This window comes from Bacteroides sp. OF03-11BH (assembly GCF_003604005.1).
Lineage (GTDB): Bacteria > Bacteroidota > Bacteroidia > Bacteroidales > Bacteroidaceae > Bacteroides > Bacteroides ovatus.
Genome location: NZ_QTMW01000014.1, coordinates 124,748 through 149,903, shown reverse-complemented (window position 1 = coordinate 149,903; position 25,156 = coordinate 124,748). Strand labels below are relative to the sequence as shown.

17 protein-coding genes are annotated in these 25,156 nt (G+C 42.4%); 7 read left to right on the top strand and 10 right to left on the bottom strand.

The genetic code is table 11. The features are described 5' to 3' along the window. The first annotated feature begins 1,001 nt into the window (after positions 1-1,001). Together DXA54_RS12865 and DXA54_RS12860 are read left to right on the top strand one after the other, a co-directional pair. Complete coding sequence (locus tag DXA54_RS12865; protein ID WP_004313832.1) at positions 1,002-1,490, top strand: hypothetical protein; 489 nt, start codon at positions 1,002-1,004, stop codon at positions 1,488-1,490. Positions 1,491-1,685: 195 nt separating this feature from the next. Then, complete coding sequence (locus DXA54_RS12860) at positions 1,686-3,395, top strand: DUF5597 domain-containing protein (protein WP_004313833.1); 1,710 nt, start codon at positions 1,686-1,688, stop codon at positions 3,393-3,395. 54 nt (positions 3,396-3,449) lie between these two features. Here the strand turns inward: DXA54_RS12860 and DXA54_RS12855 are convergent, their stop codons facing one another. From DXA54_RS12855 to dapB, 4 genes are all read right to left on the bottom strand, one after another. Continuing rightward, a complete protein-coding gene (locus tag DXA54_RS12855; RefSeq protein ID WP_032846152.1) occupies positions 3,450-4,085 on the bottom strand; it encodes a WbqC family protein in 636 nt (211 codons plus the stop codon). 82 nt (positions 4,086-4,167) lie between these two features. Next, positions 4,168-5,109 carry a signal peptidase I gene (gene lepB, locus DXA54_RS12850; protein WP_004313835.1) on the bottom strand — a complete coding sequence of 314 codons (942 nt, stop codon included), beginning with the start codon at positions 5,107-5,109 and terminating at the stop codon, positions 4,168-4,170. 39 nt (positions 5,110-5,148) lie between these two features. Beyond that, a complete protein-coding gene (lepB, locus tag DXA54_RS12845; protein WP_120079643.1) occupies positions 5,149-6,636 on the bottom strand; it encodes a signal peptidase I in 1,488 nt (495 codons plus the stop codon). A gap of 35 nt (positions 6,637-6,671) precedes the next feature. Beyond that, positions 6,672-7,436, bottom strand: a complete 765-nt coding sequence (gene dapB, locus DXA54_RS12840; protein WP_004307500.1) for a 4-hydroxy-tetrahydrodipicolinate reductase — start codon at positions 7,434-7,436, stop codon at positions 6,672-6,674. An 83-nt stretch (positions 7,437-7,519) separates the two neighbouring features. Here dapB and DXA54_RS12835 point away from each other — a divergent pair, with 83 nt between their 5' ends. Together DXA54_RS12835 and DXA54_RS12830 are read left to right on the top strand one after the other, a co-directional pair. Continuing rightward, complete coding sequence (locus DXA54_RS12835; protein ID WP_008648999.1) at positions 7,520-8,809, top strand: DUF2851 family protein; 1,290 nt, start codon at positions 7,520-7,522, stop codon at positions 8,807-8,809. Between the two features lie 75 nt (positions 8,810-8,884). Beyond that, positions 8,885-9,445 carry a hypothetical protein gene (locus DXA54_RS12830; protein ID WP_008649001.1) on the top strand — a complete coding sequence of 187 codons (561 nt, stop codon included), beginning with the start codon at positions 8,885-8,887 and terminating at the stop codon, positions 9,443-9,445. An 82-nt stretch (positions 9,446-9,527) separates the two neighbouring features. Here the strand turns inward: DXA54_RS12830 and DXA54_RS12825 are convergent, their stop codons facing one another. The 5 genes from DXA54_RS12825 to DXA54_RS12805 are packed head-to-tail and all read right to left on the bottom strand — an operon-like array spanning position 9,528 to position 17,863. Further along, complete coding sequence (locus tag DXA54_RS12825; RefSeq protein WP_004324271.1) at positions 9,528-10,043, bottom strand: DUF1573 domain-containing protein; 516 nt, start codon at positions 10,041-10,043, stop codon at positions 9,528-9,530. A gap of 38 nt (positions 10,044-10,081) precedes the next feature. Continuing rightward, positions 10,082-12,235, bottom strand: a complete 2,154-nt coding sequence (locus DXA54_RS12820; protein WP_120079641.1) for a DUF4838 domain-containing protein — start codon at positions 12,233-12,235, stop codon at positions 10,082-10,084. Continuing rightward, on the bottom strand, positions 12,210-15,179 hold the full coding sequence (locus tag DXA54_RS12815; RefSeq protein ID WP_008649004.1) for a hypothetical protein: 2,970 nt from the start codon (positions 15,177-15,179) through the stop codon (positions 12,210-12,212). Before DXA54_RS12815 ends, DXA54_RS12820 begins: the two co-directional genes overlap by 26 nt. A gap of 30 nt (positions 15,180-15,209) precedes the next feature. Next, the gene (locus DXA54_RS12810) at positions 15,210-16,685 is read right to left on the bottom strand and encodes a glycosyltransferase family 2 protein (protein ID WP_004298138.1); all 1,476 of its coding nucleotides are present in this window, start codon (positions 16,683-16,685) and stop codon (positions 15,210-15,212) included. An 11-nt stretch (positions 16,686-16,696) separates the two neighbouring features. Then, a complete protein-coding gene (locus DXA54_RS12805) occupies positions 16,697-17,863 on the bottom strand; it encodes a HEAT repeat domain-containing protein (protein ID WP_008649008.1) in 1,167 nt (388 codons plus the stop codon). Positions 17,864-18,188: 325 nt separating this feature from the next. Between DXA54_RS12805 and DXA54_RS12800 the strand changes: the two genes are divergently transcribed. The 3 genes from DXA54_RS12800 (at position 18,189) to DXA54_RS12790 (ending at position 23,468) form a co-directional block, all read left to right on the top strand. Further along, positions 18,189-19,553 carry an LruC domain-containing protein gene (locus tag DXA54_RS12800; RefSeq protein ID WP_008649009.1) on the top strand — a complete coding sequence of 455 codons (1,365 nt, stop codon included), beginning with the start codon at positions 18,189-18,191 and terminating at the stop codon, positions 19,551-19,553. 115 nt (positions 19,554-19,668) lie between these two features. Further along, positions 19,669-20,361, top strand: coding sequence for a DUF6250 domain-containing protein (locus DXA54_RS12795; protein WP_120079639.1), 693 nt, complete (start codon positions 19,669-19,671; stop codon positions 20,359-20,361). A 35-nt stretch (positions 20,362-20,396) separates the two neighbouring features. Further along, positions 20,397-23,468 carry a chondroitinase family polysaccharide lyase gene (locus DXA54_RS12790; RefSeq protein WP_008649010.1) on the top strand — a complete coding sequence of 1,024 codons (3,072 nt, stop codon included), beginning with the start codon at positions 20,397-20,399 and terminating at the stop codon, positions 23,466-23,468. A 411-nt stretch (positions 23,469-23,879) separates the two neighbouring features. On the opposite strand, the gene DXA54_RS12785 is transcribed toward DXA54_RS12790, so the two are convergent. Then, a complete protein-coding gene (locus tag DXA54_RS12785) occupies positions 23,880-25,115 on the bottom strand; it encodes a DcaP family trimeric outer membrane transporter (protein WP_120079651.1) in 1,236 nt (411 codons plus the stop codon). Positions 25,116-25,156: the final 41 nt, after the last annotated feature.

Sequence of the window (25,156 nt, the reverse complement as noted above, 5' to 3'; positions counted from 1 at the left end):
TTTATTCACAATAGAAGAAGTACCACCAAATTTGACGAAGAACCAAATAATAAAGAATCATCCTTCACACTCTTCACTGTTCTTTTTATATGCCATAAGCTAAAGTAAATATGCTATAAGCAAAAACGAATATGCTATCAGCTAAAATTAATAAGCTCATAGCAAACGCTCCATCAAGTATTAACATTTGAGCTATCGACTATTAATACTTTGTATTTAGGCTATTAATACTTGAGTTGTTGGCTATATCCCAAGACGCACGATATATATATCCAACGTGTTAGATCTATATGACCAATACATTGGATCTATATGCCCAACAAATAGGGTGTATAGACCCTTAATCTATACGATATAAGCGTCTTTTAGTCTGGTTATTTGAAAGAAAGAGAAACAATCTTGTTAATATCTGCTAAGGAGCTATATCGATAAAAAGCTATCTAAACTTGGGGGCTTACTAGTTCTTCGTTAACAATCTTAAAGCTTATAAGAAGTCTCTCTTTCGAGTGCAAAACTAAAAGACGCTTACTTTTATTTTGTGAAGGAGGTGAAGGATGATTCTTTATTATTTTATGTACCTCTTTCACCATAAACATCTGATTTATACTCATTCAACTAAAGGTGAAACCGGTGAACCTCCTAAATGAATTTTATAGTTACAAGTAGCTTTAGAAGATTTTGTCTTTTGCTGATCGCTGTAAACTTCAATTTATATTGATTTTCTTTTCTCTTTTCTGATTTTATATTCTATCTTTGCAATGCTCTTTATCAAAATCCACAGCAGGGGAACCTGCTGTATCAATGTGGCAGGCTTTTTTATGCTTGTCCTATCATTCTATATGGCGGTTTCGTACCCCCATGTAGGATGTTAATGCACCTACTGCCTGTTGTGGATGGTGAAGAGCAATGGGACAGGCGGAACCGCTTCTTTTATTTCTTAAAACTACCCTTCTGTATCGCCCCATTGAACTTAATTTATTCACCATTTAATTAAAATTCTTATGGAAGAAGTTTTAAGCAACCAGCAGGCTCGTCCGGGGGACGCGACGCAACTCATGCACGTTATCTTTTCATCCGATGATGAAATGATGTCTTTTTATCTGACTCTCAATCGTTTTATGAATCCTGAAAGCTATCTAGTGGAACGAACAGATCGAAAGAGACTGGAGGATTTAGCTAGTACGCTTTGTAGTAATGTGGCAGCCTTTGAAGCCATCCGTAATTATAAGTCGATAAGTGTGAAAGAGGTGATTAGAGGATTCGGGGCGCACATGATGAATACGCTAATCTCCAATACCAATCGTTTCCAAAGTGCCGATGCCGTGGGAACGTTAATGAATTGCATACTGAATACCACTAAAAACAGTTGGCAGTTTAAGAAAATGGATCGGAATAATGATATACATCTTCAAAATGTACGCTATTTGTTGAATCGGCTGGATGCGGCAGAATCTAATGAAGAGAAGAACTGTGAAGAAGTAGCGATATAAACAGTTTTCTCTAAAAATTACTTAGGAAACGCAAATAGAGGGTATAAGAATCGGAGATAATGTATAGATAAAGGCAAATGTAACGTAACATAAAGCATCTGTAACCTGCCCGATAGAAAAGGAACACAAGACGTTGTGCTCCTTTTTTATATTGTTGTAACTTTGCTTTCAGATAATATGATAAAGCTGATTGTTATGAGAAACACACTTTTTGGGATTCTATTCCTTTTTATTTTGCCTCTTCAGGCACATCAGAAACTTCCGTATTTGCAGAAACAGGGAAGTACCACACAACTTATGGTAGATGGAAAGCCATTCTTGGTGATTGGCGGTGAATTGGGAAATTCTTCAGCTTCCTCTATTGAAGATATTGAACGTATATTCCCGAAATTGCAACGTATGGGGCTGAATACGGTACTGGTTCCTGCATATTGGGATTTAACAGAACCACAGGAAGGTAAATTTGATTTTACTCTGACGGATAAAGTGATTCAACAGGCTCGCGCGAATGATTTGAAGGTGGTTTTCCTTTGGTTCGGTGCGTGGAAAAACTCAATGAGTTGCTACGCTCCGATCTGGTTTAAGGAAGATTATAAGAAATACCCGCGTGCCTATACGAAAGCAGGGAAGCCCCTCGAAATAGCCAGTTCCTTTTCGGAGAATGTGTTTCAGGCGGATAGCCGTGCTTTTTCCCAATGGATGAAACACATTGCTTCTGTGGATAAGGAAGAGGGAACGGTTATCATGATTCAGATAGAAAACGAAATCGGAATGTTGGAAGATGCCCGCGATTATTCCAAAGAAGCGGATAAACTGTTTTATGCACCAGTTCCGTCCCTTTTCATCGGCTATTTGCAAAAGAACAAGAGATCTCTGCATCCCGAAATGTTGGCAAAATGGGAGAGCCAGGGATTCAAGAAGAAAGGTACGTGGCAGGAAGTGTTTGGTGCAGACGTGTATACGGATGAAATTTTTATGGCCTGGTCGTATGCGCAGTATGTAGAACGAATGGCAAAGTTAGCACGTTCTATCTATAATATTCCGTTGTATGTCAATGCAGCAATGAACAGTAGGGGGCGGAAACCGGGAGAATATCCGTCGGCAGGACCATTGGCTCATTTGATAGATGTATGGCATTATGCAGCACCCAACATTGATTTTCTGGCTCCGGATTTATATGATAAAGGTTTCGTTGATTGGGTGGCAAAGTATAAACTGCACAATAATCCTCTCTTTATACCTGAAATTCGGTTGGAAGAGAATGATGGAGTACGTGCTTTCTATGTGTTTGGTGAGCATGATGCGATTGGCTTCTGTCCTTTCTCTGTTGAAAGCGGTTCGGATAGAGCAGATGCCCCTTTGGTACAGAGCTATATTAAATTGAAAGAACTGATGCCTTTATTGACAAAATATCAGGGCAAAGGAGTGATGAACGGTCTTTTGTTTGATGAAGAGAATAAAGAACGAATACTTTCATACGATGATTTGGAGATTACCTGCCGTCATTACTTCACTCTGCCATGGGACCCACGTGCCCGGGATGGCACTGTATGGCCTGAAGGGGGAGGTGTTTTGCTGCGTCTGGCTCCAGATGAGTATATCGTTGCCGGCAGTGGCTTGGTACTTGAATTTAAGAAACAGGGGGAAAATAAAATGAAAAGTTCACCGGCATTGGGCGAGGATGGTTTTGCCAGTGTGGGCGGAAAGGCATCAAAAACGGAAAATAGCTGGCAAGGTGGTATGAGAGCCGGTATCGGTTCTGTAGATGAAGTTAATGTGAACGAAGATGGTTCACTGAAATATATCCGGCGCCTGAATGGCGATCAGGACCATCAGGGAAGGCATGTACGTATTCCTGTCGGAGAATTCAGTATTTTACACGTCAAACTGTACGAGTATAAATAATGTGACGACATGGTGCACCTTTGTTGGCTACATACATATAGAAGAGTGGAGTCATTACTTGCCTAGTACCAACAGACTTTCCGGTCCCATATTGAACAACAGGTCTATGATACTCAAATTAGGAAGAAAACCCAGTTTGGGCTCGAAAACCTGATAGTAAGGTTGCGGAATAAACTCTGTATCCACTTCTCGGAAATCCTTTTTGGGATGAATGACTTCCCGAAAATCGAATTCTCCGGGAGCAAACTCCATCTTATATTCGCTAGTACGCTCCATAGTGGGGTGAATATCTATCAATTCACAGACCATCCGGCATAGTTCTTCGTTGAAATCGATTAAAAACTCGTATTTCTTTTCGTAGAAGGGACGGAAGTCGTCCTTGTAATATTCAAAGAAAGGAGTACTGTTGTAGGCTGATTCGATGGCGTTCCAGTGCAGATGTCTCCAGTTGCCGTGGTCGGAAATGCGGATATCCTTCATCGGACACTTCAATGTGTCGGGTTTTACGGTTGGGATAGAAAGGGCTAATTCGCCGGACGGGCCGGCAATGGTGCACCGGTTACGATAGGTTTGTTTGATATAATGGTCGTGTTGTTCTACAAGCACTTTGTCATAAGCCAGAAGTTTAGTGTAATATTCGACGGGAGCGAGATAAGCTGAAGATAAATAAGCTATTTTCATTTCTTTCATTTTAATACGTTTAGGGGGCTCTATAATAAGGATATTAATTAAGGATATTATTAAGGAGTTATTTCTTTTATGTTCCGGAAGATTATTTCACCGTTCTGAAGAAACGGTTCCATCGGTATCCGTCAAACAAGCCTGTCTCTTTTTCTTTGGAGAACCAAATGATGGAGGCTTTCCCGATGATATGGTCTTGCGGGACAAACCCGAAGAGCCGTGAGTCGGAAAAGTTGACGGTATTGTTAGACCCCATCCAATAGTAATCTTTAGTGAAATAACAGTGTTGTGTAGGTTTGCCGTCTACGTAGAGAGTGTCGTTCTTTATTTCTGCCTGTTTGCCTTCGTGCATCACGAGGGTATTCCGCAGTAAGGTTATGTTCCAGGGATAGACCCGGATAAATTTCCCTTTTCCGGGAACAATCAGCGGATTCGGTTCGGCATCTTCCCTGTTTGACAAAGGTTGGACAAAACTCTCTTTCCCATTCATTGCCTGTTCCAACAAATAATATTCGTAACGGCTGAAACTACGCACATGAGTACTGTCATTGCTTCCCATCAATCCGTCGTTGGTGATGGAAAGAGTATGCATCAGTGAGGTTATCAGATTTTCTTTTGACGCGGGGTACGAATAAAGCCTTTTCTTATCCGGATTGAATTGTGCCTCTGGAGAAATAACGGAGAAAAGAGAATCGACCAATAATGTATCTCCCGGAACTCCGAGGCAACGGCTGATATAGATTTCCCGGCGGTCGATGATAGGTTCCCGGATTCCAGCCGGATTATTGAACACTACAATATCTTGTTGCCGTACAGGACTTTCGCACCAACGATGATAAGAAAAGAGCGACATGAAAGGAACTCGCAATCCGTAACTCCATTTGTTCACTAAGATACGTTCACCCTGGAAAATGGAGTTTTCCATACCGGTGGAAGGGATAAGGCAGGACGTAAAAGCAAATCCCCGGAGCAGAAGCACTACGACTACTGCTCCGGCAAATGCTAGTATCCATTTGAATTTACGAATGTTCATCAATATTTATCACCTTATCACTCTATTCTATCCGTACACTTATAAGTCTACCCACTTGAAGAGGCGGTTCCAGCGAATCTTACCGTCAAACCATCCACGGTCTTTGTCAAGCGACAGCCATACGACAATCGGCTTGCCCACTACGTGATCTTCGGGTACAAAACCCCAATAACGGGAGTCGGCAGAGTTGTGACGGTTGTCACCCATCATCCAGTAATAATCCATTTTGAAGGTATATTCATTGGTCTTTTCACCGTTGATGTAGATACCGTCCGGTTTCACTTCCAGCTTGTTGCCTTCGTAGGCTACGATGCAACGCTCATAGATAGGCAGGTTGTCTTCTGTGAGGGTAATGGTAGCTCCTTTGGCAGGAATCCAGATCGGACCGTAATTGTTGCGGTTCCATTTGGTATAAAGGTTCAGCGGATACATCTGTCCGGCGTATTCTTCCGGTTCCATTACTATTTTGCTGATTAGCTTTTTATTGCCAAGGAGAGTGTCATACATCTTTTTAGTCAATGGAAGATGATATACCGGATTCAGTTTGCCTTGCGCATTCCGGTTGTCCAGTCCCATATCCAATAATCCGCCTTCCCAGCCAGAGTCTTCTATCAGCATGGTGTCATCCTTGCTGATGCCTAATTCGCGGAGCATATCTTCCGGAATGTACGGGCCGGTAGTCTGTACGAAGTAGTTGAATTGCAGGTTTTCGGGGTTCTCAATCGCCTTACCGTCAATCATCACCTGTCCGTCTACAATTTGCAATGTATCACCGGGCAAGCCGACACAACGTTTCACATAATTCTCGCGACGGTCTACCGGACGCCACAGTACTTCACCGTAAGTACGCGGATTGTTCAGAATCTGTTTACGTCCGGCGTCATAGTAGAGGTCATAGATTGCACGTTGCTGTGAACGTGTCAGGCTATCCATTTCAATCTGTTTGGAGTAGATGCGTTGTCCTTCACCATAAGCCAGCGTATAGAAGTCCGTTGTCTGTTGGTAGTTCACTGCCACCGTGTCTCCTGCCGGGAAGTTGAAAACCACAATGTCATTCAGCTTCACTTTGCCGAAGCCCGGTACCCGTTTGTATTTCCATTGTGGCCACTCGATATACGATTTAGTATTGAAGACAGGCAGCGTATGTTGTGCCAACGGCATAGAAAGGGGAGTGTTCGGTACGCGGGGACCGTAGCTCATCTTGCTTACATACAGGAAATCGCCTACCAGCAATGATTTTTCCAGCGAAGAGGAAGGAATCTGGTAATTCTGGAAGATGTAGATATTGACGAAGTAGACGGCAACCAACGCAAATACGATGGCATCCACCCAACTCATCACACTGCGGACAGCCGGATTCTTCGACTTCTTCCAAAAAGACCAGGGAATTTTCTTTGTGATATAAATATCGAAAATGAAAGGAACAACAATCAATCCCCACCAACTCCGTACCCAGAGGAGGAAGACGAGGTAAAGTAGAATAGCAATGGCACATTTGATCCATTGTGCGCGTGTGGCTTGTCTCATAATGTTATATTTGTTTAGAACTAGCTTCTGAAATCTTAGTCGTTCAAGAATGGGAATAAATCACTCATGCCCAAAAAACCTTCGTGTGTGGCAGTATATTCGGCTGCCAGTACGGCTCCCAATACAAATCCACCACGACTTTTGGCATCATGCGTGATAGTTATGCTGTCTACATCAGATTCATAGCGAATGGTATGAAGGCCGAACACTTCTCCTTCGCGGATAGAGGCGATAGGAAGTTCATTAGGGGCGCAATCGTTGGTTCCGCTAATGGTTCCGTCCGGTGCAAGGAAAGTGCCTTTCACCCATTTGTCCTTACGGTCCAGCTTTTCCAGAATACCTTCCGCCAATGTAATGGCTGTTCCGCTGGGAGCATCCAGTTTGTGGATATGATGTGTCTCGCTCATGGTGACATCATAAGCAGGGAACTGGTTCATGATTTTAGCCAGATACTTGTTGAGAGCGGAGAAGATGCTGACTCCCAGGCTGAAGTTGGACGACCAGAAGAGTGTTTTACCCCCTTCCGTGCAGAGCTTCTTGATTTCTTCGCCATGCTCGGCCATCCATCCGGTACTGCCCGATACCAGTTTCACACCGGCTTTGAACGCTTTCATATAATTGCTGTAAGCTACCATCGGATTGGTAAACTCAATGGCCACATCGGCCGATTTGAATGCTTCCGATTCGAAGTCATCCTGATTATTGATGTCAATGATGCAGACGATTTCATGTCCGCGACTACGGGCAACCTTTTCTATCTCTTTGCCCATCTTTCCGTAACCGATCAGTGCTATTTTCATTGTTTTCTGACTTATATTCAAAATAATAGTCGCAAAGATAAGATTTTTATTACATTTGCAGCGCACATTAACGTCTTGTTAACATGGAACATCTTCTCCACTACGTGTGGAAACATAAATTATTTCCCCTGAAAGTACTGCAAACCACCAACGGCTTACCGGTAGAAGTGATTGACTCCGGTCTGCAAAACCCGAATGCCGGTCCCGACTTTTTTAACGCGAAACTAAAGATTGATGGTGCCTTATGGGTAGGGAATATAGAAATACATACACATTCTTCCGATTGGTTTCGCCACGGGCATGATTGCGACAAAGCCTATGATTCTGTGATTCTCCATGTGGTGAGCGAGGCGGATACGGAAATAACCCGTACCAACGGTGAACAGATACCACAACTATTGCTGACTTGTCCGGAAAATGTGCAATCCCATTATCATGAACTTTGCGTAGCCGATCATTATCCGGCTTGCTATCCTATCCTTGCTTCTCTTCCCAAACTTACCATCCATTCCTGGCTGACCGCTTTGCAAACAGAGCGTTTGGAGCAGAAAGCACAGTTAATCATGCAGCGTCTCGAACTTTGCAACAATAATTGGGAAGATGCTTTCTTTATCACCCTTGCCCGTAATTTCGGTTTCGGCTTGAATGGAGATACTTTTGAAACGTGGGCGGGATTGTTGCCATTTCGTGCGATGGATAAGCACCGGAATGATTTGTTTCAGATAGAGGCTTTTTTCTATGGCTTGGCGGGATTGTTGGAAGAAACGTTTCTGAAAAAGGAACAGGAAGACGAGTATAGTATTCGTCTTTGCAAAGAGTTTCGTTATTTGCAGCGAAAATTTGAAATCGGGCAGGGGATGGATGCTACTTTATGGCGTTTTCTACGGCTTCGTCCGGAAAACTTTCCGCATATTCGCTTGGCGCAGTTGGCCTATCTCTATCAGAAAGGAGATAGGCTGTTTTCACGTTTACTGGAAGCGGATACTCTGACGGATGTGAGAGCTTTACTGGATACACGTACGTCTTCCTATTGGGAGAATCATTATTTATTCGGGCGACTTTCTTCACAAAAGGAAAAGACGATGGGAGAGCGTTCCAAGGATTTGATTATCATTAATACAGTGGTTCCTTTTCTTTATACTTACGGATTGCATAAGGCAGATGAACGAATGTGTGAACGTGCCGGACGTTTTCTGGAAGAATTGAAGGCGGAGAGCAATCATATTATCCGTTCGTGGAGTGATGCCGGGCTTCCGGTTGTCAGTGCGGCGGATAGTCAGGCATTGATACAGTTGCAAAAAGAGTACTGTGATAAGCGAAAGTGTCTGTACTGTCGCTTCGGTTATGAATATTTGAAACATACAAAGATTTAGTTCTTAAAATAACCAAGATGCCAAACTTGTCATTATCTTTGCGCCGTTAATTAAACTCTTAATTTATATAGTATTATGAGAGCTAAAAAGTTTGTATGCTGCTTGCTGGCTATGATGCTGCTCGCAGGTGTTTCGTTTATCTCCTGCGGTAATAGTTCCAAGGCAAAAGCCGATAGTGAACTGACTACACAAGACGGTGAAGATTTCAAATCCTTTTTGGATAAATTTACTTCCAGTGCAGCCTTCCAGTATACTCGTATCAAGTTCCCATTAAAGACTCCGATCACTTTGTTGGCAGATGACGGAGAAACCGAGAAAACATTCCCTTTCACTCGGGAAAAGTGGCCGTTGCTGGATAGTGAAACTATGAAGGAAGAGCGTATCACCCAGGAAGAGGGAGGTATTTATGTTTCCAAGTTTACGCTGAATGAACCGAAACACAAAATCTTTGAAGCGGGCTATGAAGAGTCCGAAGTGGATTTGCGTGTTGAGTTCGAATTGCAGGCTGACGGGAAATGGTATGTGGTGGATTGCTATACAGGCTGGTATGGATATGACTTGCCGATTGGGGAGTTAAAACAGACTATTCAGAATGTGAAAGAAGAAAATGCCGCATTCAAAGAAATACATCCGTAGAGATAAGTATCAATATCAAGTATTAAGTATCAAGTATTAGCCAGTCATTTAATACTTAATACTTGATACTTAATACTTATTATTAGGGTTCTCCTACATAATATCCTAGTTCGGATTCTTTTCCGTCTACCATTTCCCTGACAATGCCGTTTTTAGTGTTGAAATCCTGATAGAGTTCTTCATAATCACGTGTATAATCTGCGTCGGGGACTACGTTAACATCAAATTTTAGTTCTGCTTTTCCATTTGGGAGCATATTACCGAAAATCCGGATGCGGTGAACCACTTCGCCTACATTCTTGATACTGTTGTAGGTTGCCTTGAATTGCCTGATACCATCCTCAGGAATGATGATATGCGAACTTTTATCCAGAATGATACAGCCACAGGAAGGTTGCATTTCTGAAATGATTAACGGAGCATCTCCCGTGTTGGTGATGGTAAACATGATATCGAGTTGCTGACCTTGCTTGATAGGGTAATAGTGTCTGACGGAATCTTTTATCGTCATGCTGGTGGGACGTACTTCCTTCCTGCACCCTGTAAAGCAGAGCGGAAGTGCCGTCAGTAGTAAAATATAGAATATAGATTTATTCATTGTTGCCATTTATTTTTGTTATATCACTTTTTCAGCATTTAAGGGATGAATGCAATTTCATCGATACCCATTTGCGTTCCCAGCTTCTTTAAACAACTGATTTTTATGCTTAATTGTTCTGTTCCGTTCAAGTCTGCCGGAACGGTGGCTTTCATCATTTCTCCTTTTTCTGGGGAGTCTTCCGGTTTTAAGTCTATTGTTTTATAGGCTACTCCGTCTTTCAACAGTTGAACTTGCTGTGGAGCATAGATGCGGTGGCGGGGAAGATTCAGAAAACTGATATAGAATGTTCCTGATGCATTGAGTCCTTTAACCGGCAGGTTGATGGTACATTCTTCTCCCGGAATGATAACCCAACCGCAATGATAGTCTCCGGGTAAACCGTGAGTGCCATCGGTCAGTTTCTTTGAATCATTTTTATTTAGTTTAGGGGTTGCGGAAGGATGCATTCCCAGAAACAAACTTTTCTTTATGTCGGAAGCAAGTATATATTGTTCCCATTCCTTTATATAATAGTCAATCTCATAAGCTGACTCATTATAATATTCCATTCCGGCAAATGCTTGATGCTCTTTGAGCTGGGTGACCCATTTACGAGCTTGGGGAAGCGGTTGAATATCCTTTCCATTCCGCTTGGCATATCCGTAAGCGTCGAAACTGTGGTCACGTGCTAATTCCATGCGCGTGAAAGACAAGGCGGTCTGGAGCTCGTGCAGCTTTTTGCGCTCTTTCCCTTTTGCTTCGGATACAAAATCTCCCATTTCATCATAGAATTTGATAAACTTCTCCGGATAGAGGAATCCTTTTTCCGATTCTCTGATACCGGCGTAAAGTCCGAGCCGCTTTCCAGATTGGGCGTTGTTTTCTAGCTCTGTGTAGTAATCGTACAGCCATTTTTTGGATACCGGGTATTCCTGATTGAAATAGCTTTTAATTAACTCATCAACCGGAAGTTCCGGGTTGATAAGAAGGGCTGATAATACAAAAGTCCTCATTTCATCGAAAGAAGAATAGCTGTAGCCGCTTCCGTTGAAAAATATGCCGCTGGCTCCGTGTTGTTTGAAAAGTTGGAGTCTTTGCTGGGCTATCTTTAATATGGGGAAAGGAGTGAGGTAGTCGTCGAAGTTGTTGATATAGTCCCATATATAGATGTTGTTCGTTACTTTCTTCCAGTTGTCGAGTTGTTCCGCAAATTTCTTGTCTTGCTCGTCCTTGCCGTCTGTCCGGCGGAGCGGGTAGTCGATAGCGCTGACAATTACCCCGACGTTAGGCGGGAGCTGCTTGTTTGTGACTTGTTGCGTAGTCAGGTAGGAAGTCGTAAAGAACGTGTGTTTGGGAAAACGCTGCGACAGGCGGAGGATCAGTTCCGTAACGGTGGGAGTTGCGTTCTTCTCTGTATTTCCCAATGCGGTACAGGTGGCACACGTACAGGCGTACGGAGTATCATCCGGTGCGATTACAAAACGGAAATTCCCCTTTTCACCGAAGTTATCTACGATGTAACTTTCTATCTGGCGATACATATCCTCGGAAGAAAAACACAGTTGTGAGTCATCTGTCTTCCCGTGAATGGTGGCATATACTTTCTCTGCATCTTTTCCCAAGACTTTTCGCAGGTTGTGTCCCCATATTCCCCAGCTGTCGTCAAAGTTGTCCAGGCCGATAACGCCTGTATGATCGGCGTTCAGGCCGTATGGAGAATAAATACTTTGATAGTCAAATGCAAAAGCTCCGCAAGTATCGTTGAGATTGATAAGGGCGGGAGGAAGATCCGAACCGTCTATACGCGGGTCTTCTTTGCTGATCTTCTTTATCAGTTGGTATTGCAGCCATAACATTTGTTTGTCGTCACTTGCGGTCAGTCTGATATCAGAGCCTTTGCAGGCTACTTTGAATCCTCTCTGCAATGTTGGGTCTATCTGTATGATGATGCGCCACATGTCCATTTCGGAAACGCCAAAAGCTACTATTTCATCGTCGTTTGCACGCTTCTTGAGATGTTCGTACAGGTATTTCGCCCACCGGGTGTCTCTGTCGGTCGGATCCTCACCAATGGTGACGAGATACCCTTCTTTAGATGGGAACATCTCCGTGCGTGCCTGCATACGGCAGCCGGATAAAAGGCAGCAAATACATATCATTCCTGCCAATACAGGGCCAAGCGTATCAGAATGAAATATAAACTTGTGCATAAATGTTATATAAGTTTTTATAGCGTGTCGATATGGATTCTATCTGGTTGGACGGACTTGTCCCTCGCACCGTATTGGTTTGGTTATAATAGGTGTTCCAGGTACCCATCAAGCCTATGGTAATGTTAGGACTGACCATATACTGGCCTCCCAATCCCACCATGGTATTGGTGTGGGAGAAAGAGCCGGGTAGTGCATAGTCCAGTACGGCCGTTTCCGGTGCCGATCCGATGCTTGCCATAGCGTTGATATTCGTCTTTCCGTCATTAGCCGGGAAGTATTTGGCGCCAATCTGAGCATTGTAATAGAAGTTGGAGTTGAAGAAATGCATGTCCAGCTTCGTGTTGAGGCGAACGACTTCGATGGTTTTGGCTAATTCTCCGCCTACAGTGAGCAGATTGGTCTTTGATTCATTCCAACCGGTAAATAGATAACCGTTATCTCCGGTGCCCCCTGCAAAGAATTCATCGTTCCATTCATAACGCTTTGTGTAAGCGGCTACGCGTCTATAGCCTACGTGTGCGCCTATTTCCCAATCATTCTTGAGATAATGCCGAACGGCAACATCGGCGGTAATGTCCGGGAAGTATTTGGTCGCAAAGGCTGCATTGGCCGTGAGGCTCCACTTCGGTGAGAAGTGATGCGTCCACTCACCTTGTACCTGAATGCCAACCCCTCCTGGTGTCTGTTCTTCAGCCTCCATGCTGTCGCTTGCCGAGCCACTTCGCCCTGCATAGTTGAGGCGTCCTGTGTAGCTGTTCTTCTGGCCTTTTCGGGTATATTCGGCTGTTGCAACAGAGGTAATGATATCTTCTTCTCCGTAGCGTGCACGGAGATAGGTCAAAGCAATCTCATTCTTGAGCATCATGCTTCTAAGGCCCGATAAATGTCGTTGGAAAGAGCGATATTCCATGATGGATGGCTCGTAGTACTTTTGGTAATAATAGGCTGAATCCGCTTGACGGTTGGCTTCATATACCACTCCCTTAGTGTACTTCAATGATTTGTTCTGACTGTCATAAAGCAAAGCTGTATCAAGAACAGCGAGAGCCTTTTCCGGTTCTTTGGCCTTTGTCAGTTGCAGGGCACGGTATTCACTGCTCTGTGAGAATGCGCCTATAATCTCTTTGTTGCTCGGGTATTTGTTGAGTATCGGCTTCAGGAATTCCAAAGAAGCTTCGTATCTCTTGTCACGTTCAAGCACGGTAGCTCTTTTAGCCTGATAGAATGGTTCTTCAGGATAATAATTGATTCCTTGTACTGTATATTTCTCGAATTCATCGTATTTTCCGAGTAAACCGGACGAATTGATGGCATACCGTAATCCGAGATCGCTTGATGGATTCAGGCTAATTAGCTTAACAGATTCCTCGTATGCTTTCTTCGTAGCTCCGGCTTCCATACATTTCTTGATGTACGGCACTGCTAGTTCCTCGTATCCGATAACATAGAAAATGCGCATATCCTCATCACTCTGCTCGATGGCAGATAGATACAGTTGCAAAGCCTCTTCGGTTTTATCCATTTTATCGAGAATAAATGCCCTTTTCAACGTGCCGTTTTCGTAATCAGGGAAGTGAAGAGTGATGGTGTCCAATGTTGCAAGTGCTTCATTGTAACGTTTCATATTGATATAGCAACTCAAGGCTTTTTCCCATGCGGCACCGTTCACTTCATTGTCGTCTACATGTTTTTGAGAAACGAACAATACGTGCGGCAATGCTTCTGCGTACAGACCAAGTTCCATCAGTTTTTCAGCTTTCTTCATGTGTTGTGCGCTCATGGCAAGCGTAATATCATAATCATCAGGATACATCTCATACATCTTTTTCAGCGTTGAATAGGCAAGATCATCCTCATTCATCTGGCGATAAAGCATATATTCTTTATAAAGAATTCCTTTATCATTGTTGCCATATTGTTTTTTAGCTTCTCTGATATAGAAGAGTGCGTCATCGGTATATCCCCGGGTGACGGAAGTGTTCAGCAGGTAGTCTAATGCTTCCTTGTTCTTATTACCTCCTTCGTAGGCCATGCCATATAATACATAAGGATCCCGCTGCTTCTCTGCTCGGGCAGCCTCCATTAACAGGTCGTTATACATACGCCGTATGGCAGGGCTGTTGTTTCTTCGCATTTGCTCGCGTATAAACACCAGAGCTTCCGGATAACGTGCCAATTCACTAAGGATACTCGCCCTTTTGACGATAAGCGCACCGCTTCCCGGTATGGCAGCCAAACCGTTGGATGACCAGCCTAGAGCAGCTTCCCGGTTTCCTTCCTGTAAATGCAGGTTAATGATGTCCAGATAATATTCTTCGTTTTGAGGAGATACTTTGATGAGCTCCGTCAACTTTTCGATAGCCTCTTTTCGGTTACCGCCTTTTTTCATTTGCTGGTAGCCTACCTCCATGCTGTAGATATAATCCTTCCTTAGAATCGTATCGTTCGGGTAAATCTGATTGATTCGTTTCAACAGACGGTCTGCTTCCACATCGTTGTTCTGCTTGCGGTACAGTTCAATCTTTCTTCGCCATAAACCTCTCCAATACGGATTCACTTCCAGCAACTCATTAACGTAACAAATAGCACTGGAGTAATTTTCGGTGATATCTTCTACGTCTACCAGCAGATGTTTGGCATTGACGTTGTTGTAATTGTCATCTATCGCTTTGACAAGATGATAACGCGACTGATCATAGTTCTTTTCGTGGAACCAGTATTTTCCCATGAGCCATTCAAGGTCAGAAACATTCGGGTATTTCTGAAGGCCCTCCTCCAACAGCTCTTTCCCTGCTTCCCATTCCTCGTTCGCAAAATGCTCCTGTACAATCTGGGCATATTGCTCCGGTGTCTGGAATCCGTTGTCGGTCCCGGAGGAAGAGGTTATCAGTAAAAACAGACAACCTAATATGGTGATCTTATGGAGAAATTCTCTGTTCATTCTATCTTGTCTTTAATCTTTCTTTCTTGTTTAAATCGTAGCAGGTTCGGGCTTCATTGCCGTTATATCAGTACCGTCTGCACTTTCTTCTTTCTGCTTGAATCCCTTACGTTCCATGTTTTTCCACTTGAAGTCTCTATTGGTCAGATAACTGAGGTATCCTCTCAATGAACAGAAAGTGATGATGGGATGATAGAAGATAGGCTCTAATATGGACGCAATGATAATCCACAGATATTCATATCCTCTTTTATATAGCATCCCGACATAGTAGTCGTAGGTAATAACAACGATGGAAAGGAACTGGCAGAACGTATAGATCGTCAGGTAAATCATCCATGCCGTGTTCCAGTTGACTGCTCCTGTAAAGGCCAGATAGATAAATACTATCAAACCGACGAGCTCGATGATCGGCGCCAGAAACTCAAAAACGAACATATAAGGCAGAGTTAACAGTCCCATCTGTTTATACGTCTTTTTGAAAATCATCTTACGATGGATATTAAGTGTCTGGAACAATCCCCGTGCCCAACGGGTACGTTGCCGGTAAAGCATTGCCAGGTTGGGAGGTCCTTCCGTCCAACAACAAGTATCAGGAATCTGTACGATCTTATAAGGACGGGAGAAGTCGCACATATATCCTACCATGCGGGTGATGAGGTCCATGTCTTCGGCAAAAGAGGGAGCATCGTATCCTCCGGCTGCAATCGCTACCGAACGATCGAAAAGACCGAATCCACCGGAAACATTCGGCATACCATTGATAGCGGACCATCCCATCTTACCAATCAGATAAGAGCGCATATATTCCAGATTCTGGAAAAGTGGAATCGGTGTACGGGGAGTTCTAACGTCTATGATTTGTCCGTCTTTCACGACGCATCCGTTAGCCATCAACATCGTTCCGCTGACTGCAATTACTTGTTTTTCTGAAGATATAATGGGCGAGATACAACGATAAAGAGCATACTTTTCCAAAATGCAATCCACATCCGTGCAGATAAAATAAGGATGAGAAGCAACGTTGATACCCGCATTGGATGCATCCGCTTTAGTTCCTCCATTTTCTTTGTCTACAACGATGAGTCGGCTGTATTTCGGGTTGGAGGATTTGAGGAGTCTTCGGAACGGTCTGGTTTTGATTCGCTCGATATAAGCATAGGGCACTTCTACCAGTTCATAATATTCGGTCATCTTTTCCAATGTACTGTCCGTACTTCCATCATTTACAATAACCACCTCGAAAAGCGGATATTCCAATGCAAGCATGGAGTTCACATTATCAATGATTGTCTTTTCTTCATTGAAGGCAGGAGCAATTACCGAAATGCCCGGTGTATAGGGGGATTCCTTGATTGTTTTCCGCATATAGCTTTCCACATAGTAATCCTTTCTCCGTTTTAGAGAAATGAAAGAGAGGAAGGCGAATGTGACGAAGAATATCGCCAGCATGCTCGTATAAAAGAATACGAAATAATTGAAGAATGTAAATATTATATCTCTCATGTTCTCTAGTTTTACTGGTTGATTAACGGATGCTTGGTGTGGGCAAACAATATAGCTGTGTGGGAATCTGCTTTTCTTTCCAATTGATCGAATGTTTTCCTTCCCATTGCACTATACTCATAGAGGGCTTTGAGTATGACTCTCTTGGTTCCCCAGTTATCTGCTTCATCATAAGCATTGTAAAGAAATCCTAAAGCCTTATCGGTCTTTAGATCCGCAATAGCCGAAATGATTTGTCGTTTGACTTCTTCCGGTTGTACATTATACATTTCAATCAGCTTAGGTTCAACCTCTTTGTATTTTAGTTTACCTAAAGTCTTGATCGCTTCACCTCGTATTTCCACAGAACGAGCATTGAGTTGCTTCGCGAGAATTGGGGCACTTTCGGTTTCATTATATAGCCGGATTTCGTTGATAAAGAATATCTTAACGTTTTCTTCAGCTGAAGTATTCACCCATTTAATAAAGGTGGGTGTGTTATATCCCACTTTCTTACGGTGCTCCAAGATAGCGTGTAACTCCATCATGTCCCATTGCCTTAACTTCATGCCGATGTCTTCGTCGAAGAAGCGGAACGGGTCACCCTGGCTTAACCACATATAAGTATAGCGTGCCGAGTTTCTTAGTTCTAGTTCACGATGATAGAGGAAACGCACCAATACCGCTTCAGAGGCATAGCCATTGATGGACTGAATAAGTTTCAGAGCTTGTATCTTTGATCTTTTGGAACCGAATTGAAGTTCGCGTTCAAGGAAACGTGTGATTTGGAATACGGTTTGAATCGTTTGATAGTTTAGTTCATTGATCTCATCTTCATGCACACTCTTGATTTCTGTTAATAGTTGAGTGATAATGCGTAACTCGTTAGGTTTCGGGCGCTTTTTCGTATCATATTCTAATCTGTCAGCTATCTCTTCTTCACTCAATGTGTTGGAATCTAGTGAGATAGATTTCATTTCTTCATAATACTTATCAAATGCTTTATTGTATTTCCGTTTCTCTTTTCGCCTTTTAAATATACCATATATAATATGGAATAGGAGAAATAAGTACGCAATAATACAAAACATTACAGCAATTGAGCATATTCTTATGATTAAAGGATAGCCAATAAACTTGTAATATATCCAATAGAAATAATATTCTATGTAATCTATACCATACAGTACTTGATCCATTTCCCTTGATATATTTATATATAGAACTTGTATATTCGGAATAAAAGCTCTATATTTGTTGTATTGAATGTTCTGTCTAATGCAAATATACGAAATAACTTGTATATATTATCCATTGTTCATGAACAGGCTTTTTGAGCCCTATTTTAGCTCTTGTGATTATTCTCGATGGAAAGGATTGAAATTACAAATAAAAGCAAGCAAAAAGCTATTAGGAGTTAAATATATTTTTGATAAGTTAACAAATGGAGCCTGGAAATAAGTGTGATAAGCCAGGTTCTCATGCGAAACAAAAACAAACAATAAATTTAAAAATTAAATTAAGATGAAAATTAAAAGTTTGGTGTATGTCCTTATGGGGACAATGTTGGTTACTACTTCCTGCTCTGATAATGAGTTGGAAAAAGGTAACGATGGTTCGGGAACTGTTGACCCGGTAAATGCTTCTGCACTTGTGAATGTATATTCCGATAAAAGTGGTTCTGAAGCGAGTCTGCTTGTGGGAGATGTATTAGTGAAAGATTCCCGTACTCTTACGTTGAATGTTCCTGCTGCTTGCGAGAAAGTGTATATGAAATACAATACAGTTTCGGGAACAGAAGCTACAAAAGAATTTGCTTTGTCTCCTGTTAGTCGTGGTGTAGATCAGAGTACTGGTTTCAATTTTGAAACAAACCGTCTGGCATCGGTAACTCTTGCGCTTCCTGAAGATGCAGTGCAGCCGACAAATGAAACGGACCAAGGCTATCTTTTCTATCATAACACAGGTGTGGTGATGTTCGAAGATGGTTGGCCTATTCAACTGGATTCATGGTATGATGAAGATTTCAACGATGTTGTATTCGAGTATGACTTGAAGGTGACTGAATGTCATAGTCAACAGATGATGGAGACTGTAGGAGGTAAAGAAGAATTGTTGTTGACTTTGGATGTTCGTGCTGTAGGTGGTATATACCCGACTGTGTTAGGTGTTGTACTGGATGGTTTGAAAAGCGAGTATGTTGATCGGATTACTGCAAGCCTTGTACTAAAAGGTGGTCAGGGAACAATGACAGACTTAGCTAAAGAGGAACTTTCTACAAAAAATATAGTGAAAGTTGAAAATAAAAATTGGAATTGGAGTAATGATACTCGCAAAGAACCGCGTTTCGCAATATTGACAGTGGATAAAGCACAAGGAACTGTTATTACACTGGATGGTTTAACTTCTTTGATGGATAATAATCAGGATATGTTTCAGGTAACACAAGGAAAAGTAAGAGAAGGACTACCTATGTTGCGTGCTGAAGTTAGACTGATTGGTAAAGAAGGATTAACTGGAGCTGAAAGAGATGCTCAGCTTGCAGCATTTAGAGAGTTGATTTTAGATACTAATAGACAGAATTTCTTTATTAAGGTGAACGGTGGTAAAGAAATACACATGAGGGGTTATGCACCGACTTCTGCTTACAAAGCAGAATATGAAGCATTGGTTGCGGGTGACACTACACTGGATGCAAATGTTTATTATTCAAATACCAAAGGTTCCACTTGGGGAGTTAAACTTCCGGTTGGCACACGTCATGCTTATGAACGTGTACCATTTAGAGAAGCATATCCTGATTTTACTAAATGGGTAGATAGTAAGGGTGCTTCAAACCAGAAATGGTATGAGAATTTTGTTGATGAAAAAACTATAAGATATTGGTAATGCAAATTATCAGTCAATACGTTATTTGAGATATTTTGTACAATTTGAACCCCTCTTTTTTCGAAAAGAGGGGTTTCTTTGTATTCGGAAGAATAATCTTTAAACTAATACCGTAATGACGAAGCGATTTTTTATAGGCTACAGTTTGATTACTTTTTTTCTCTTAAATAGTGTGGTGCTTTTGGCACAACACAAAGCTTCCTTTGTGCAGCAATGGAAAATAGAAGATGCATCCCATGCTTTGCAGATAATAGAACGTGCAGATACATTAGAATTGATAGTTCCGGACGGACTGACTATGTGGTATCGGCAACGATTGACGGGCGATTATGAAATAAGTTATCGTATTTGTATGGTGATGCAAGGTGGAAAGTATGACCGCTTGAGTGATCTGAACTGCTTCTGGGCTGCCAATGATCCTAAATACCCTGATGATCTTTTTGCTCGTAGTCAGTGGCGTGACGGCATCTTTAAAAACTATAACACATTAAACTTTTTCTACGTTGGATACGGAGGAAATGATAATTCAACGACCCGTTTCCGTCGATACAAAGGAGAATATTATGGAGTGGCAGATGACAAGGTGAAACCTTTATTGAAAGAATATACCGATGCCTCTCATTTACTCGTCCCCAATCAGTGGTATGAGATTCGGATTCGAGTGGAAAAGGGAATCACAACTTATTCTGTGAATGATGAAGAGTTGTTCCGCTATACCCTTGCGGGTAGTGAAGGTGACGGACACTTCGGTTTACGTCTTTTGCAGAATCACGTACTCTTTACAGATTTTAAAGCGACTATACTTTGACTTATATACTGAAAACCTAATAAGACTATATTTCCATGATGAAACAACCTTTTACTAAATTTGGAGTGACAACTCTGTTTTCTCTTTTGTGTTCAGCATTCTTTCATGCGCAAGTTGTAACAGATGAACGGATGTTTTCTTTTGAAGAACCGCAAATACCGGATTGTATCACCGCTACTCATTCCCGCCTGTCGGTATCTGATCTGCATTATAAAGATGGAAAACATTCGTTGGAATGGACATTTGAACCGGGTGGAATATTGGAACTCAAGAAAGACCTGAAGTTTGAGAAGAAAGATCCGACCGGCAAGGATTTATATCTTTCGGCTTTTATTGTGTGGGTTTATAATGAAGTTCCCCAAGATGCGACCATTGAGTTTCAGTTTCTGAAAGACGGCAAACGATGCACATCTTTCCCTTTTGGTATTAATTTCAGTGGTTGGCGTGCCGCATGGGTTTGCTATGAACGTGATATGCAAGGCACACCGGAAGAAGGCATGAATGAACTCCGGATTATTGCTCCAAATTCAAAAGGAAGCCTTTTCATCGATCATTTGATTACGGCTACTAAGGTTGATGCACGTCAACAGACGGCCGATCTGCAAGTTCCTTTTGTCAATGCCGGGACCACCAACCATTGGCTGGTTGTCTATCAACACTCGCTTTTGAAACCTGATATTGAATTGACTCCTGTAGACGATAAGCAAAGAGCAGAAATGCAACTGTTGGAAAAGCGTTTTCGTGATATGATCTACACGAAAGGGAAAACGGCAGATAAAGAAGTAGAAACCATCCGCAAGAAATATGATTTCTATCAGATAACTTACAAGAACGGCCAAGTATCGGGAGTACCTATCTACATGGTACGTGCTTCAGAAGCTTATGAACGGATCATACCGAACTGGGATAAAGATATGCTGACTAAAATGGGAGTGGAAATGCGTGCTTATTTCGACCTGATGAAAAGAATTGCCGTTGCATATAATAATGCGGCAAATCCGGTGATTCGGGAAGAAATGAAGAAGAAGTTCTTAGCAATGTACGATCACATAACCGATCAGGGGGTAGCTTATGGTAGTTGTTGGGGAAATATCCATCATTATGGCTATAGTGTTCGCGGTCTGTACCTGGCATATTTTCTGATGAAAGATGTGCTTAGGGAAACCGGGAAACTTCAGGAAGCCGAACGGACATTACGCTGGTATGCGATTACTAACGAAGTATACCCTAAACCGGAAGTCAATGGAATTGATATGGACTCTTTCAATACACAGACCACCGGACGCATTGCCAGCATTTTAATGATGGAAGATACACCGGAAAAACTACAATATCTCCGGTCTTTCTCCCGTTGGATTGATTTTGGTTGCCGTCCTGCATTGGGATTATCCGGTTCGTTTAAAGTAGACGGAGGTGCTTTCCATCATCGAAATAACTATCCGGCTTATGCTGTGGGCGGACTCGATGGAGCAACCAATATGATTTATCTTTTCAGCCGGACGGAATTTGCTGTTTCCGAGTTAGCTCATGAAACAGTGAAAAATGTACTGTTGACCATGCGTTTCTATTGCAATAAGCTGAACTTCCCTCTTTCCATGTCCGGTCGTCATCCGGATGGAAAAGGTAAACTGGTTCCTATGCATTTTGCTATGATGGCTTTAGCCGGTTCTCCCGATGGAAAGGAGGAATATGATAGTGAAATGGCTTCTTCTTACCTCCGTCTGATTTCAGACCCAAGTATTGCAAATGACTCTCCCGAATATATGCCTAAGGTTTCAAATGCTGAAGAACGTAAGGTGGCAAAACTTCTTATAGAGAAAGGTTTCCGTCTGGAACCGGACCCGCAGGGAAATATAGCGATGGGATATGGTTGCGTCTCTGTTCAACGTCGTAGCAATTGGTCGGCTGTGGCACGTGGACATTCCCGTTATCTATGGGCGGCAGAACATTATCTGGGAGCAAATCTATACGGTCGCTACCTGGCACACGGCAGTTTGCAAATATTGACTGCTGCACCGGGACAGACAGTAACTCCCGCCACTAGCGGCTGGCAGCAGGAAGGTTTTGACTGGAACCGTATTCCGGGAGTGACATCTATTCATTTGCCATTGGAGCAATTGCAGGCTAAGGTGCTCAATGTGGATAGTTACTCTGGAATGGAAGAGATGCTTTACTCCGACGAGGCTTTTGCCGGTGGTTTGTCTCAACAGAAGATGAATGGTAATTTCGGAATGAAGTTACATGAGCATGATAAGTACAACGGATCACATCGGGCACGTAAATCTTACCATTTCATCGATGGAATGATTGTCTGTCTTGGTTCGGATATTGAAAATACAAATACGGAGTTCCCGACAGAAACGACTATCTTCCAATTGGCAGTTACTGATAAAGCAGGGCATGATTATTGGAAAAATTATCAAGGAGATAAGAAAGTATGGGTGGACCATTTGGGAACGGGTTATTATGTTCCAACTCCCATCCGGTTTGAGAAGAACTTTCCTCAATACTCGCGAATGCAAAATACAGGAAAGGAAACAAAGGGTGATTGGGTTTCTTTGGTTGTAGATCATGGAAAGGCACCGAAAAACGGAAGTTATGAATACGCTGTTCTGCCTCAGACGAATGAAACTCTGATGAAGAAATTTGCAAAGAAGCCCACTTATAAGGTATTACAGCAAGACCGGAATGCACATATTGTAGAGTCCGTTTCCGAACAGATCATTTCTTATGTGTTGTTTGAAACTCCTGAAACGACATTGCCGGGTGGTTTATTACAACGTGTGGATACTTCCTGTCTGGTTATGATTCATAAAGGATCTGCTGATAAGATTAAGTTGACGGTGGCACAACCGGATTTAGCTTTGTATCGCGGTCCAAGCGATGAAGCGTTTGATAAAGATGGGAAACGCATCGAACGTAGTATCTATTCACGACCATGGATTGAAAATGCCAGTAGTGAAATACCTGTGACTGTAACGATAAAAGGGCAATGGAATGTAGAAGAAACTCCGTTTTGCAAGGTGATTTCTTCTGATAAGAAGCAAACAGTTTTGCAGTTCAGTTGTAAAGATGGTGCTAGCTTTGAAGTGGAGTTAAGGAGATAAAAGTCAGACAATAGGAGTACATTTCCTGATAAGGGAACACTAGTTTCTCTTGGAGAAACCATAGTTTCCATGCCGTTGAAACTATTGTTTCTCGGTGCTGAAACTACAGTTTCCCAATGCTGAAACTTTAGTTTCCCGGTACGAAACCTTTGGTTTCAAGCCTTGAAACTAAAAGTTTCCCCACGAGAAACAAAGGTAATGCATTCATGAAATAAATAGGATTGCCTGGAGCTTCCAGAGTGAATACCTCCGCGTTGTGAAATGTAGTTTATCTGTTTCTGGTGACAGCATTATTGTTGTCACACTGCTGTCACCTATTGCTGTCACGGTGTTAATTGTTAATAATCAAACCGTTAAGCAGCAATCGGTGACAGGTGACAGATATATAATTAAAATAATTGTATAGAGAGGTTAGAACATAAACATGGCAACGGCAACAATACGGTTGTTACATACGGCATGGGTATCTTGAATTTTCCCATTGGACGTATTGAGCGAACCATACCATGCAGAGCTTAATGTATATTCCAACCCGAATTTCCAGTGGGGGACATTGTAGGTCAGTTCTGCTCCTGCCGTAACTAATTGGTTAAGGTCTGTTCCTGTTCCATAAAGTTTTGCATCATTTCCTTTGGGGGCATATAGTGCATCACTTGTTCCCAGATTCTTGGCATAGCCTACGAAGATTCCCGGCTTCCATTTCTGTCCGTAGACAACGTTGAACCAAGAGCTGGAGAAACGTATCGGAGTATATTCTTGTTCTCCCGTTTGTTCGTTGACAGACTTGATCCCGAATCCACCCAAACCGGAAGCTTGTGTCAGATTGGATCCTAATACACTCTTCGCAGCGATGAACCAGTCTTTGTTGGTGTATTTCACATGAGCTTCGTATGAAAGAGTTGTGATGCGTTCGTCTACCTTGTATTTATCTGTATTTACTATAGACTCCGTACGTGGTTTCAATGATAACAACTCAATGCCTACGCCGGCCAGCAAACCGCCATTCTTATAATCAGCTCCGACATAAAATTCGGGAATACAGCTTTGCTTCAGATACTTATGCGTTTTCCCTTCCGGTCCTTGTGAAGTATATTGTGATTGCCACACTGCGGCTCCGGTAAGTTGGACATTCTTGTTTGTATAGCGATAACGAATTTGTGGCGCACGGCTGAAGGGCTGAAACGGTGCTCCTACGGAGAGATTAAGAATCTGCGGAGACACATCTCCGAATAAGGGATGCCAGTTCTGTCCGAGTAATAAAGCTGATTTTCCCCAATCCAGATTCAAATAAGCATGACGAAGGCGAATGACCGAATAAGAAGTGCCTGTGCCGCGGAAGTCGACTTCTACTTTGGCAGATGTCTTGGCTGTTCCCAGTTTTGGACCGGCAACGTCTACTCCAAGGCGCGAATATAAAGTATAGAAGTTACTGTTGGGTGTTGAGTTCAAATCGTTCCCCTCCGGATCACGCACTTTGTCTTTTGGATACATATAAAACAATCCGTCTACGGTTTCTTCGTTAGCACGACTATTATAATAGAAGTCAGTACGAATCTGTCCATAGAATTTGAACTTGAAATCCTGCATTTGTGCGAAACTGCCTGATACGGTTATCAGACAAAGAAAGATTAGAATGTATTTTTTCATAATGTGCATGTTTGTAAACGGGCGCAAAATTACGTAAAATT